Annotated in this window: 13 protein-coding genes; 12 read left to right on the top strand and 1 reads right to left on the bottom strand. The window is 75.2% G+C overall.

Translation table 11 applies throughout. The features are described from left to right. The first annotated feature begins 31 nt into the window (after positions 1-31). From DMB38_RS03835 to DMB38_RS03825, 3 genes are read left to right on the top strand one after another with little or no spacing between them, the layout of a single operon-like run. On the top strand, positions 32-1,423 hold the full coding sequence (locus DMB38_RS03835) for a glutamine synthetase family protein (protein WP_125933949.1): 1,392 nt from the start codon (positions 32-34) through the stop codon (positions 1,421-1,423). Positions 1,424-1,434: 11 nt separating this feature from the next. Next, a complete protein-coding gene (locus DMB38_RS03830; RefSeq protein ID WP_125933948.1) occupies positions 1,435-2,841 on the top strand; it encodes an aldehyde dehydrogenase family protein in 1,407 nt (468 codons plus the stop codon). Between the two features lie 5 nt (positions 2,842-2,846). Then, entirely contained in the window at positions 2,847-3,632 is a 786-nt protein-coding gene (locus DMB38_RS03825; protein WP_101425448.1) for a 3-oxoacyl-ACP reductase, read from the top strand. A gap of 51 nt (positions 3,633-3,683) precedes the next feature. On the opposite strand, the gene DMB38_RS03820 is transcribed toward DMB38_RS03825, so the two are convergent. Beyond that, positions 3,684-4,904, bottom strand: coding sequence for an alanine racemase (locus tag DMB38_RS03820; RefSeq protein WP_125933947.1), 1,221 nt, complete (start codon positions 4,902-4,904; stop codon positions 3,684-3,686). A gap of 162 nt (positions 4,905-5,066) precedes the next feature. Between DMB38_RS03820 and DMB38_RS03810 the strand changes: the two genes are divergently transcribed. The 9 genes from DMB38_RS03810 (at position 5,067) to DMB38_RS03770 (ending at position 12,668) form a co-directional block, all read left to right on the top strand. Continuing rightward, a complete protein-coding gene (locus DMB38_RS03810; protein ID WP_240661963.1) occupies positions 5,067-6,287 on the top strand; it encodes a hypothetical protein in 1,221 nt (406 codons plus the stop codon). Next, positions 6,284-7,621: a type VII secretion-associated serine protease mycosin gene (gene mycP / locus DMB38_RS03805; RefSeq protein WP_125933944.1), complete on the top strand. Its 1,338-nt coding sequence runs from the start codon at positions 6,284-6,286 to the stop codon at positions 7,619-7,621. The genes DMB38_RS03810 and mycP overlap by 4 nt, the downstream gene beginning before the upstream one ends. Continuing rightward, positions 7,599-8,351, top strand: coding sequence for an SseB family protein (locus DMB38_RS03800; protein WP_125933943.1), 753 nt, complete (start codon positions 7,599-7,601; stop codon positions 8,349-8,351). The genes mycP and DMB38_RS03800 overlap by 23 nt, the downstream gene beginning before the upstream one ends. A 78-nt stretch (positions 8,352-8,429) precedes the next feature. Further along, positions 8,430-8,795 (top strand): DUF1844 domain-containing protein, encoded by a 366-nt coding sequence (locus DMB38_RS03795; protein WP_125933942.1) that lies wholly within the window; start codon positions 8,430-8,432, stop codon positions 8,793-8,795. Positions 8,796-9,159: 364 nt separating this feature from the next. Continuing rightward, entirely contained in the window at positions 9,160-9,723 is a 564-nt protein-coding gene (gene infC, locus DMB38_RS03790; RefSeq protein ID WP_027773538.1) for a translation initiation factor IF-3, read from the top strand. A gap of 107 nt (positions 9,724-9,830) precedes the next feature. Next, the gene (gene rpmI, locus DMB38_RS03785) at positions 9,831-10,025 is read left to right on the top strand and encodes a 50S ribosomal protein L35 (protein WP_018852864.1); all 195 of its coding nucleotides are present in this window, start codon (positions 9,831-9,833) and stop codon (positions 10,023-10,025) included. A 99-nt stretch (positions 10,026-10,124) separates the two neighbouring features. Next, positions 10,125-10,511 (top strand): 50S ribosomal protein L20, encoded by a 387-nt coding sequence (rplT, locus tag DMB38_RS03780; RefSeq protein ID WP_018836831.1) that lies wholly within the window; start codon positions 10,125-10,127, stop codon positions 10,509-10,511. 128 nt (positions 10,512-10,639) lie between these two features. Next, positions 10,640-11,509, top strand: a complete 870-nt coding sequence (locus DMB38_RS03775) for an RNA methyltransferase (protein WP_125933941.1) — start codon at positions 10,640-10,642, stop codon at positions 11,507-11,509. A gap of 73 nt (positions 11,510-11,582) precedes the next feature. Beyond that, positions 11,583-12,668: an ATP-binding protein gene (locus DMB38_RS03770; protein ID WP_125933940.1), complete on the top strand. Its 1,086-nt coding sequence runs from the start codon at positions 11,583-11,585 to the stop codon at positions 12,666-12,668. Positions 12,669-12,696 lie beyond the last annotated feature (28 nt).

Raw genomic sequence — 12,696 nt, 5'->3', positions numbered from 1 at the left:
TTAAGACGTCCGCAGAAGAGGAGACCGATCCGTGACCGACTCCGCACGCACCCCCGCGCTGCCCGTGCCCGAGCTGCGCCGGCTCGTCGAGGCCGGTGAGCTCGACACCGTAGTCCTGGCCTTCACGGACATGCAGGGCAGGCTTCAGGGCAAGCGCTTCGCCGCCCCCTTCTTCCTCGACGAGGTGCTGGCGCACGGCACCGAGGGCTGCAACTACCTGCTGGCCGTGGACGCCGACATGAACACCGTCGAGGGCTACGAGATGTCGTCCTGGGAGCGCGGCTACGGCGACTTCGCCATGCACCCCGACCTCGCCACCCTGCGCCGCATCCCCTGGCACCCCGGCACCGCCATGGTCACCGCCGACCTCGCCTGGCACGACGGCGCGCCCGTCACCGCCTCGCCGCGGCAGGTGCTGCGGCGCCAGCTCGACCGGCTCGCCGAGCGCGGCTGGACCGCGTACGCGGGCACGGAGCTGGAGTTCATGGTCTTCAAGGACACCTACGAGCAGGCGTGGAACAGCGCGTACCGGGACCTGACCCCCGCCAACCAGTACAACGTCGACTACTCCGTCCTCGGCACCGGCCGCGTCGAGCCCCTGCTGCGCCGCATCCGCAACGAGATGGCCGCCGCCGGCATGACCGTGGAGTCCGCCAAGGGCGAGTGCAACCTCGGCCAGCACGAGATCGCCTTCCGCTACGACGACGCGCTGACCACCTGCGACCAGCACAGCATCTACAAGACCGGCGCCAAGGAGATCGCCGCCCAGGAGGGCACGGCGCTGACCTTCATGGCCAAGTACGACGAGCGCGAGGGCAACTCCTGCCACATCCACCTGTCCGTGCGCGACGCCGACGGCGCCCCCGTCTTCGCCGCCCCCGGCGGTCCTGACGACGAGGACGCCCCGTACGGGATGTCCGAGACCATGCGGCACTTCGTCGCGGGGCAGCTCGCCTGCCTGCCGGAACTGACGCTCCTCTACGCCCCGAACATCAACTCCTACAAGCGCTTCCGCCCCGGCTCCTTCGCCCCCACCGCCGTCGCCTGGGGCCCCGACAACCGCACCTGCGCCATCCGCGTCGTCGGCCACGGCGGCTCGCTGCGGCTGGAGAACCGGCTGCCGGGCGGCGACGTGAACCCCTACCTCGCCGTCGCCGGGATGATCGCCGCCGGGCTGCACGGCGTCGAGCGGAAGCTCGAACTCCCCGAAGCCTGCACCGGCAACGCCTACACCGGCGACGCCGCGCACGTCCCCGCCACCCTCCGGGACGCCGCCGAGCTGTGGAGCGGCAGCACGCTGGCCCGGGAGGCATTCGGCGAGGACGTCGTACGCCACTACCGCAACATGGCGCGGGTCGAGCAGGAGGCGTACGACACCGCCGTCACCGACTGGGAACGCTTCCGGTCCTTCGAGCGCATGTGAGGTCGACACCCTTGGCAGCATCAGCACCCGCAGCACCGGCACCCCCCGCCGCGCCGCACGAGCACACCGTCGTCAACCCCGCGACCGAGGAGGCCGTCGCCACCGTCCCGGCCGCGGGCCCCGAGGAGGTCGCCGCCGCCGTCGCCCGCGCCGCCGGGGCCCAGCGGGGCTGGGCCGCCCTCGCCCCCGGCGACCGCGCCCGGCTGCTGCGCCGCTTCGCCGCCGAGGTCGACGCCCGGATCGAGGAACTGGCCCGGCTGGAGGTCACCGAGGCCGGGCACCCGGTGGCCGCCGCCCGCTGGGAGGCGGGCAACGTACGCGACCTCCTCGACTACGCCGCCGGGGGAGTGGAACGCCTCACCGGCAGCCAGATCCCGGTGGCCGGCGGACTCAACGTCACCTTCGCCGAGCCGCTCGGCGTCGTCGGGGTCATCGCCCCGTGGAACTTCCCCATGCCCATCGCCGCCTGGGGCACCGCCCCCGCGCTCGCCGCCGGCAACGCCGTCGTGCTCAAACCGGCCGAGGCCACCCCGCTGACCGCGCTGCGGCTCGCCGAGCTGGCGCTCGAAGCGGGCCTGCCGGAGGGGCTCTTCCAGGTCGTGCCCGGCGCGGGACCGGTCGCCGGCGCCGCCCTCGTCGACCACCCGGACGTGGCGAAGGTCGTCTTCACCGGCTCCACCGCCGTCGGCAAGCGGATCGCGGCGCGCTGCGCGGAGCAGGTCAAGCGCGTCACGCTCGAACTCGGCGGCAAGAGCCCGAACATCGTCTTCGCCGACGCCGACCTGGAGCGCGCCGCGGCCGCCGCCCCCGCCTCGTTCCTCGACAACACCGGCCAGGACTGCTGCGCCCGCAGCCGCATCCTCGTCCAGCGCAGCGTGTACGACCGCTTCCTCGCCCTGCTGGAGCCCGCCGTCCTCGCCTTCACCGCCGGCGACCCGGCCGACTCCGGTACCCGGATGGGCCCGCTGATCTCCGCCGCCCACCGCGAGCGGGTCCGCGGCCACGTCCCCGAGTCCCGCCCCGCCGCCATCCGCGGCACCGTCCCGGAAGGCCCCGGGTACTGGTACCCGGCCACGGTCCTCACCGACGCGCCGCCCGATGACCCGGTCAGCCGCGAGGAGGTCTTCGGCCCCGTCGCCGTCGTCCACCCCTTCGACGACGAGGCCGACGCCGTACGCCTCGCCAACGCCGGCCCGTACGGGCTGTCCGGCTCGCTGTGGACCCGCGACACCGCCCGCGCCGTCCGCGTCTCGCGCGCCGTCGCCGCCGGGAACCTCTCGGTCAACTCGCACAGCAGCGTGCGCTACTGGACCCCCTTCGGCGGCTTCAAGCAGTCCGGCCTCGGCCGCGAGCTGGGCCCGGACGCGCTCGCGTCGTTCACCGAGACCAAGAACGTCTTCATCAGCACCGAGGAGTGAGCACGTTGACCGACCAGACCCCCGTCTGCCGCCGGCTGCCCGGCCGCACCGCCGTCGTCACCGGAGCCGGCAGCGGCATCGGCCTGGCCACCGCCCGCAGGCTCGCGGCGGAGGGCGCGCACGTCGTCTGCGCCGACGTCGACGAGACCGCGGGCAAGGCGGCGGCCGAGGCCACCGGCGGGCTGTTCGTACGCACCGACGTCACCGTCCAGGAGGACGTCGAGGCGCTGTTCAAGGCCGCGTACGACACGTACGGCTCGGTCGACGTCGCCTTCAACAACGCGGGCATCTCGCCGCCCGAGGACGACTCCATCCTGCTCACCGGCATCGACGCGTGGCGCCGGGTGCAGGAGGTGAACCTGACCTCCGTCTACCTGTGCTGCAAGGCCGCCATCCCGTACATGCAGCGCCAGCGCCGCGGCTCGATCGTCAACACCGCCTCGTTCGTGGCCGTCATGGGCGCCGCCACCTCCCAGATCAGCTACACCGCCTCCAAGGGCGGCGTGCTGGCCATGTCCCGCGAGCTGGGCGTGCAGTTCGCCCGCGAAGGCATCCGGGTCAACGCGCTGTGCCCGGGGCCGGTGAACACACCGCTCCTCCAGGAGCTGTTCGCCAAGGACCCGGAGCGTGCGGCGCGGCGGCTGGTGCACATCCCGGCGGGCCGCTTCGCGGAGGCGGAGGAGATCGCCGCCGCGGTGGCGTTCCTGGCGAGCGACGACGCGTCGTTCGTCAACGCCGCGGAGTTCCTGGTCGACGGCGGCATCGCGGGCGCGTACGTCACGCCGCTGTAGCCGCGGGCGGCTTGGGCGGTCCGCTCCGGCGGGCCGTCCGGGCGCTCCCGCCTAGAGGAACGTACGGCCCTCGCCGCGATACGTCGGGACCGTCTCCGTGACGCGCTCGCCCTCGATCAGGTGCAGCGCGCCGAACCGCTCGCACAGCTCGCCCGCCTTGGCGTGCCGGAACCACACCCGGTCGCCGACCAGCAGGTCGTCGGCGGGCGGGCCGAGCAGCGGGGTCTGCACCTCGCCCGCGCCCTCCTGCTTGTCGTAGCGCAGTCCCCGCGGCAGGTACGGCACGGGCGGCCGGTCCGGTCCTGCGGGCCCGGAGGCGGGGTAGCCGCCGCCGAGGACGGTGACGACGCCGACGCCGGGGCGGCGGACGACGGGCAGCGCGAAGACGGCGGCGGGGCGGCCCGTGAACGCGGTGTAGTTGTCGAAGAGCCGCGGCTGGTAGAGCCCCGAGCCGGCGGCGATCTCGGTGACCGCGTCCTCGGCGGCGGTGTGCTGCACGCTGCCCGTACCGCCGCCGTTGACGAACTCCAGGTCCGCCAGCCGCCGCACCGCCGCCACCGCCTCCGCCCGGCGCTCGGCGAGCTGCCGCCTGGCCACCGCCTGCATCAGCCGTATCCCGCGCGACCTGAGCGGCCACCCGGGGATGTCGTCCCCGACGCCGGCCACGTGCCCCTCGTACGCCATCAGCCCCACCAGCCGGAAGCCCGGCCGCCGCACCACCTCGCGGGCCACCGCCGCCAGCGCCGCCGCGTCGGACAGCGGGGAGCGGCGGGCGCCGACGCGCAGCCGGCCGCCCAGCATCCGCAGCGAAGTGTCCAGCTCCAGGCAGACGCGGACCTCCTCGCGCCCGCGCCCCCGGGCCGCGTCGACGAGGTCCAACTGCGCCGGATCGTCCACCATCACCGTCACCGCGGCGGCGAGCTTCGGATCGCCGGTCAGCTCGGCGAAGCCGGCACGGTCCGCGGACGGATACGCCAGCAGCACGTCCGCGAAGCCGGAGCGCGCCAGCCACAGCGACTCGGCGAGCGTGAAGGACATGATCCCGGCGAACCCCGGCGCGGCGAGCACCCGCTCCAGCAGCGCCCGGCAGCGCACCGACTTGCTCGCCACCCGCACCGGCTTGCCCGCGGCCCTGCGCACCAGATCCGCGGCGTTGGCGTCGAACGCCTCGGTGTCGACGGCGGCGAAGGGGGCGTCGCGGTGGACGGTGGCGCGGTCGTAGCGGGCGCGCAGGGCCGCATGGTCCGGGACGGGGGCGGTGTGGGCCGGCATGGGGGAAGCCTGCCACCGCGTGCCCGGCAGGCGGTAGTGGGTACGGACAGGATGAGGCGTTCGGGCGGCGCACCGTCCGTCGCGGGAGCCCAGTAGAGTGTCGCGAGCGCCTGTCCGGCAGGCCATCCGGGGGCTACTCACAGGAGGGGAGTGAGGGGGCTGTTGAGCACTGACGCAGAGCAGACTCCCGCGGCCCCGCCGTCGCCGGATTCCCCGCCCGCGGCGAAGCCGCGCGAGAGCGCGCAGCCGGAGAGCGCGGAGCCCGTACGGCCCGTGCGGCCGCGGCCGGAGGCGAAGCCGCAGCGACCGGACGGCCCCGCGGACGGCTCCGGCACCGCGGCACGGGCCGCAGGGCCCGCGCCGACCGGCGGTCCCGTACGGCCGAAGCGCCCGCAGGCGGCCGAACCCCCACGACCCGCCGCCGAGTCCGCCGGTACCGCGACGTCCGGCGGCACCGCGCCCCCGGCCGGGTCCGAGTCCGCCGGGTCCACGCCGCCGCGGCTCCCGCCGCGGCCGTACGCCCCGCCCGTGCCCGCCGTCCCTCCCAAGCCCGTAGGCGCCCCGCTGCACATGGCATCCGTGCTCCCCTCCGACATCCCCCGCCCCGAGCCGGAGCCGCCCGCACAACGGCGCAGCGTCGCGCGCACCGTGGCCGCCGCCGTCGCGCTCGTCACCGGCGTCGGCCTCGTCGTGGGCGCCGCCACCGGCAGCCTGCTCAGCGACGGGCCGAGCGCGCAGGCCACGCCCGGGGCGTACGAGGTGGCCCGCGGCCTCTGGCACGCCACCCCCGTCGACACCCTCTTCCCGCCCCGGCTCGAAGGCGACGGCGCGGGCCCCGGCGGCGCCGACCGCGTCTGGGTGCGCGTCGCCGTCGCCCCGCCCGCGGACTGCAAGGAGGGCCTCGACGCGGCGCTGGCACGGGAGTTGCGCCGCGTCGGCTGCGAGAAGCTGCTGCGCGCCACGTACACCGACGCCACCCGCAGCAGCGTCACCACCGTCGGCATGGTCTTCACCGCGGCGGGCGCCGCCAAGATGGGCCGGTTCGAGGACCGCTTCGAGGAGCGGGAGCTGGCCGCGCGGACGGACATGCTGCCGCGCGCGTACGGCACGGAGACGGGACCCGCCGCCGGCTTCGGCGCCGAGCAGCGCGCGACCTGGACCGTGCGCGTCCTCTCCGACGCCCCCGTCGTCCTCTACGCCGTCACCGGCTTCGCCGACGGCCGCGCCGTGACGGAACCGCAGCCCGCCAACGAGGCCGTCCATCCCGACGCCACCACCGCGCCCGCCCAGGCGGGGCTCGGCCACGACGCCGAGGGCATCGCCGACCGCGTCGAGCGCGGCCTGCGCAAGACCTCCGCCAAGGCCACGGAGTCCCCGCGGTGACCCGCCCGTTCCGCGTACGCCGCCGCGCCGCCGCGCTCCTCGCCGCGCTGGCCGCCGCCGCCCTGCTCGGCGCCACCGCCGCCCCCGCGCACGCGGACGGCCTCCAGGAGCTGCAGTGGGGCCTGGACGACGTCCGCGCCCCCGAGGCGTGGAACACCACCCGCGGCGAGGGCGTCACCGTCGCCGTACTCGACACCGGCGTCGACGCCGGCCACCCCGACCTCACCGGACAGGTGCTGGACGGCAAGGACTTCGTCGGCTTCGGCGCCCGCCGCGGCGACGACTCCTGGGCCCGGCACGGCACCGCCATGGCCGGCATCATCGCCGCGCACGGCCACGGCCCCGGCGCCGCGGAAGGCGTCACGGGCGTCGCGCCGGACGCGAAGATCCTGCCGGTACGGGTCATCCTGGAGGACGGCGACGCGCAGCGCGGCAAGGCCCGCGAGACCCGCGGCAGCGCGCTCGCCGACGGCATCCGCTGGGCCGTCGACAACGGCGCCGACGTCATCAACCTCTCCCTCGGCGACGACAGCAAGTCCGCCCACCCCGAGCCCGGCGAGGACGCCGCCGTGCAGTACGCGCTCCGCAAGGGCGTGACCGTGGTGTCGTCCGCGGGCAACAGCGGGGAGAAGGGCGACCGCATCTCGTACCCCGCGGCCTACCCCGGCGTCATCGCCGTCACCGCCGTCGACCGGACGGGGGCGCGCGCCGACTTCTCCACCCGGCACTGGTACGCCACCGTCGCCGCCCCCGGCGTCGACGTCGCCATCGCCGACCCCGACCGCACCTACTACGAGGGCTGGGGCACCAGCGCCGCCGCCGCGTTCGTCTCCGGCGTCACCGCCCTGGTCCGCGCCGCCAACCCGGACCTCACCCCCTGGCAGATCCGCGACCTGCTGCGGGAGACCGCGCAGGACCCGCCGGAAGGCGGCCGCGACGACGAGCTGGGCGCCGGCCGGGTGGACGCGGCGGCGGCGGTCGCCGCGGCCCGGGAGCTGGAGGCCGCGCCGCAGGAGCCGAAGTCGGCCGCGTACGACGAGAAGCGCTTCGGCTCGGCGCCCGCGCTCGTCGCCACCGAGGACGACGGGCCCAACGGCCTGGCGCTCGCCGCGGGCGTCATAGGCGTGGGGCTGATCGCGGGCGCGTGGTTCCTGTGGCGCGGTCCGCGGTCGCGTGCGGCCGGCGTCTGGCGCGGCCCCGAGCCCCCGCCCTTCGCGCCGCCGCCGGCCGGGCCACCGCGGTCGGCGTCCCCGCCCGGTGCCGCAGGACCGCGCCCGCAGGGCGACGACGGGCCACCGCTAGGCTCGTCGGGTGTCGCTGAAGAACATCCCTGACCCCGGCTTCGCCGCCGACGACGGCTCGGCGGACCCCGGCCTCGCCGCCGCCCTCGCCGCGTACGCGGAGGCCCCCGACGACCCCGCGGCCGGGCCCCGGGTGCTCGCGGCCCTCGCCGGCACGCGGGTGCTGGTCCCCGTCGTCGCGCTCCTCGGCGAAGCGGAGGAAGGAGCGGACGGGCTGCGCCGTGAGAAGACCAGCGACATGGCGGTGCCCACCCTCGAAGTCCCCGGCGGCCGGCGCGCCCTGCCCGCCTTCACCTCCACCGCCGCCCTCGCCCGCTGGGACCCCGCGGCCCGCCCCGTGGCCGTGGCCCTGCCGCAGGCCGTACGGGCCGCCGTCGCCGAGCGCGCCGACACCGTCGTCCTGGACGTCGCGGGCCCCGTGCCGTACGAGCTGACCGGGCCGGCCCTGCTCGCCGCCGCCGAGGGCCGCGGCAGCACCGACCCCCTGGCCGACCCGGGCGTCGTCGCGGCCGTGACCGCCGTGGTCTCCACAGTCGCCGGGATACGTGCCGCGTCCCTGGCCCGCGCCGGCGAGGCGGACGGCACCCTGGCCCTCGTCCCCGCCGCCGGCACCGCCCCCGCCGCCGTCGCCCGCGCCGTCGCCGAGGCGCTGGCCGCCGACGCCACCCTGCGGGCCCGGCTGGTCCGCGGTCTGGACCTGGCGCTGCTGCCGCCGGACACCCCGCTCCCCGGCGCACCGCTGCCGCTGCGGCCCGCCGGGTAGCGCCCGTACCCGGCCCCGGGCCGCGGCCCCGGCGCTGGTTAGGGTGGCCTCCGGTCCCGTACGAGGAAGTGAGCCCCCATGAGCGACACCGGCCCCGGCGCCGACGCAGGACCCGACTTCGACGCGCTCACCCGCGACATCGCCGAGGTCCCCGCCGTGGAGGTGATCACGACGGTGGCGGTGCACCTGATGAGCGCCGCCGCGGTCAAGCTCGGGCTCGCCGAGGACGGCGCCGCGCACAAGGACCTCGACGAGGCCCGCAAGCTCATCACCGCACTGGCCGGGCTGGTCACCGCGGGTGCCGCGGAGGTCGGCTCGTACCACGCGGCACCGCTGCGCGACGGGCTGAAGTCGCTCCAGCTCGCCTTCCGCGAGGCGTCCGAGCACCCGGACGAGCCGGGCCAGGGTCCCGGCGAGGCGTACACGGGCCCCGTCTTCGGCTGACCCCCGCCGCGGGCGCGGCACGGATGTGCGGGGTCTCTCCGCGCACTGGTATGCTGGACAGCGACCGGCCGGACGCGCCATGCAGGAAAGAGGAGCGACCGGCCCGCAAGTGGAGGCTCCGATCTCCCACCTTCCGGCCCCCGGTCGGCGGGTCACCGGTCCCAAGCGCCCCGCGGCTGGCTCTGCGGCGGTGCTCCCCGGCAGGAGCCGCATTTGCGTCCCGTCCGGGGATTTTTTCGTGCCCGCGTCGGATGGTCGGCAGACAGAACGTGACGCGGTTGCCCGCCAGGCAGTCGCGTGGTGGAAATGAGGAGGCCACATCAGCGCCGAGCCCCGCATCAACGACCGGATTCGCGTCCCCGAGGTGCGACTTGTCGGCCCCAGCGGCGAGCAGGTGGGCATCGTCCCGCTCGCCAAGGCTCTGGAGCTTGCCCAGGAGTACGACCTCGACCTGGTCGAGGTGGCGGCCAACGCCCGTCCTCCGGTGTGCAAGCTGATGGACTACGGGAAGTTCAAGTACGAGTCGGCCATGAAGGCCCGTGAGGCGCGCAAGAACCAGGCGCACACGGTCATCAAGGAGATGAAGCTCCGGCCGAAGATCGACCCGCACGACTACGACACCAAGAAGGGTCACGTCGAGCGGTTTCTCAAGCAGGGTGACAAGGTCAAGATCACGATCATGTTCCGCGGTCGTGAGCAGTCCCGTCCCGAGCTGGGCCGGCGGCTGCTGCAGCGGCTCGCGGAGGACGTGCAGGAGCTGGGCTTCGTGGAGTCCAACCCCAAGCAGGACGGCCGCAACATGATCATGGTCCTCGGTCCGCACAAGAAGAAGACCGAGGCGATGGCCGAAGCCCGGGAGGCCCAGGCCGCCCGCAAGGCGGAGCGCAGGGGCGACGACAACGCTCCGGCGGAGCGCGCCGAGGCCTGATCGCGGACCCGGCCCCGGGTCCGGAGACGTACGAAGTCAGTCTGACGCTTCCGCATGCCCTTTTACGGGGTGGTGGGAGGCGCCGAAGACGAGGAGTGAACGGCGAGATGCCGAAGAACAAGACCCACAGTGGTTCCAAGAAGCGCTTCCGCGTGACCGGCTCCGGCAAGGTGCTGCGTCAGCGTGCCAACCGGCGCCACTACCTGGAGCACAAGCCGTCGACTCTCACCCGGCGCCTCGCCGGCACGGTCGAGCTGTCCAAGGCCGACGCCAAGAAGGTCAAGAAGCTTCTCGGCAGGTGAGTCGCCGCCCTGCACCGGCAGGGCGCAGGACTCAAGAGACCGGGACCCAGCCGTTCCGGGTCGCGCAGCCGACGCGACCCAGCCCCAAGGAGTGAACAAGTGGCACGCGTCAAGCGGGCAATCAACGCCCAGAAGAAGCGCCGGGCGATCCTCGAGCAGGCCAGCGGTTACCGCGGCCAGCGCTCCCGCCTCTACCGCAAGGCGAAGGAGCAGGTCACCCACTCCCTCGTCTACAACTACAACGACCGCAAGAAGCGCAAGGGCGACTTCCGGCAGCTCTGGATCCAGCGGATCAACGCCGCTGCCCGCGCCAACGGCATCACCTACAACCGCTTCATCCAGGGCCTGAAGGCCGCGGGCGTCGAGGTGGACCGCAAGATGCTGGCCGAGCTGGCCGTGAACGACGCGGGCGCGTTCGCCGCGCTCGTCGAGGTGGCGCAGAAGGCGCTGCCCAGCGACGTCAACGCGCCGAAGTCCGCCGCCTGAGCCACCGCGCTCGCACGGTACGTACCAAGGACCCGCAGGCCCCGCCGGCCTGCGGGTTCTGTCTTCGGCGCGGGTCGTCCCGCCGCCCGCACCCCGCACCCGCCGTACGAAAGGTCTCCCCGCCGCCCATGGGCACCCCCGAGCCGATCTCGCCGCGCTCCGCCCGCGTCACCGCCGCCCGCAAGCTGCTCAGGCGCGCGGGGCGGGCCAAGGAGCGCAGGTTCCTCGCCGAGGGGCCGCAGGCCGTGCGGGAGGCGGTGGCGTACGGGGCCGGAGCGGCCGGCGGCGCCGGTCCCGTGCTGGCCGAGCTCTTCGTCACCGCGGAGGCCGCGGAGCGGCACGCGGAGATCGTCGGGGCGGCCCGGAGCGCGGGGGTACGGGTGCACGCCGCCGCCGAGGAGGTCGTCGCCGGGCTCTCGCAGACCGTGACCCCGCAGGGTCTCGTGGGCGTCTGCCGGTTCCTCGACGTGCCCCTCGCCGACGTCGTCGCCGCCCGCCCCCGGCTCGTGGCCGTCCTGGCGCACGTCCGCGACCCCGGCAACGCCGGCACCGTGCTGCGCTGCGCCGACGCCGCGGGGGCCGACGCCGTGGTGCTGACCGACGCCTCCGTGGACCCGTACAATCCCAAGGCCGTACGGGCCTCCGCCGGCAGCCTCTTCCACCTCCCCGTCGTCACCGGCGTGCCCGCCGAGCGCGCCGCCGCCGAGCTGCGCGCCGCCGGCGTGCGGCTGCTGGCCGCGGACGGGGCGGGGGAGCGGGACCTCGACGACGAGCTGGACGACGGCGGCCTCGCCGCCCCCACCGGCTGGATCTTCGGCAACGAGGCGTGGGGGCTGCCCGCGGAGACCAGGGCGCTCGCCGACGCCGTCGTGCGGGTGCCGATCCACGGCCGCGCCGAGAGCCTGAACCTCGCCACCGCCGCCGCCGTGTGCCTCTACGCCTCGGCCCGGGCGCACCGCCCGATCGGCGGGTGCCGTCCCGTCAGCTCCGCCCGGTAAGGTGACCGCTCTAGGTCCGCGAGTCGACCGTACGGGCAGGCCAACGCCCGGTCCGCGGGAGGGGGTTCATGGGGTGGAGAGTGCAGATGACGGGCCCGGGGTGAGGGACCTCGGCTGTGCGCCCGACGATCTGCCGGACGGCCTCGTCGTGGCCGACGAGCACGGCCTCGTGGTGCGCTTCAACGCCGCCGCCGCGCGGATCACCGCCCTGGAGCCGGCCGCCGTCCTCGGCCGTCCGCTGGCCGAGGCGCTGCCCCTGGAGGATCTGAAGGGCCGCCGCTGGTGGCGGCTGACGGACCCGTACGGCGGCCTCGCCATCCGCACCGGGCACCCGGAGCGCAACCTGCTGCTGCCCGGCAACCGCGAGGTGCTGGTCGCCGCCCGGTACGTGCGCGACGGGCGCACGGGCCCGGTGCGCAAGCTCGTCGTCACCCTCCGCGGTACGGAGGCCCGGCGGCGCAGCGAGCGCAGCCACGCGGAGCTCATCGCCACCGTCGCGCACGAGCTGCGCTCGCCGCTGACCTCCGTGAAGGGCTTCACCGCCACGCTGCTGGCGAAGTGGGAGCGGTTCACCGACGACCAGAAGCGGCTGATGCTGGAGACGGTGCACGCCGACGCCAACCGCGTCACCCGGCTCATCGCCGAACTGCTGGACATCTCCCGGATCGACTCCGGCCGGCTGGAGGTGCGCAAGCAGCGCGTCGACGTGGTCGCCGCGGTGCACCGGCACGTGGAGGCGCAGACCACCGCGGGCCAGGACCCGGCGCGGTTCCGCACGCTGGTGCCGGGGGAGCTGCCCGAGCTGTGGGCCGACCCGGACAAGGTCGACCAGGTGCTGGGCAACCTGCTGGAAAATGCCGTGCGCCACGGCGAGGGACTTGTCACCATCGAGGTGGCACCCGCCATCCTCAACCACGGCAGGGAAGGCACCCAGGTCACCGTGAGCGACGAAGGCCCCGGCATCCCGGAGGAGTCGATGAGCCGCGTCTTCACCCGCTTCTGGCGGGGCAGCAAGCGCGGCGGCACGGGCCTGGGGCTGTACATCGTCAAGGGCATCGTGGAGGCCCACGGCGGGATCATCACGGTCGGCCGCGCCCCCGGCGGCGGCGCCCGCTTCCGATTTACCCTGCCCGTCGGCGCCCCGGCCCACCTCGCCTGAGCAGCGGCCGCCCGCCCACGGGCTTCAC

Origin of the sequence: Streptomyces sp. WAC 06738 (assembly GCF_003945505.1) — a bacterium.
Taxonomy (GTDB): Bacteria; Actinomycetota; Actinomycetes; order Streptomycetales; family Streptomycetaceae; genus Streptomyces.
The sequence above is the reverse complement of the archived record's forward strand: the minus strand, read 5'-3'. Positions and strand labels throughout refer to the sequence as shown.

Bases quoted from the DNA above. Each gene is read 5' to 3' on its own strand.
- DMB38_RS03820 (WP_125933947.1), bottom strand. From the start codon at position 4,904: ATGCCGGCCCACACCGCCCCCGTCCCGGACCATGCGGCCCTGCGCGCC.
- DMB38_RS03795 (WP_125933942.1), top strand. From the start codon at position 8,430: ATGAGCGACACCGGCCCCGGCGCCGACGCAGGACCCGACTTCGACGCG.
- rpmI (WP_018852864.1), top strand. From the start codon at position 9,831: ATGCCGAAGAACAAGACCCACAGTGGTTCCAAGAAGCGCTTCCGCGTG.
- DMB38_RS03775 (WP_125933941.1), top strand. From the start codon at position 10,640: ATGGGCACCCCCGAGCCGATCTCGCCGCGCTCCGCCCGCGTCACCGCC.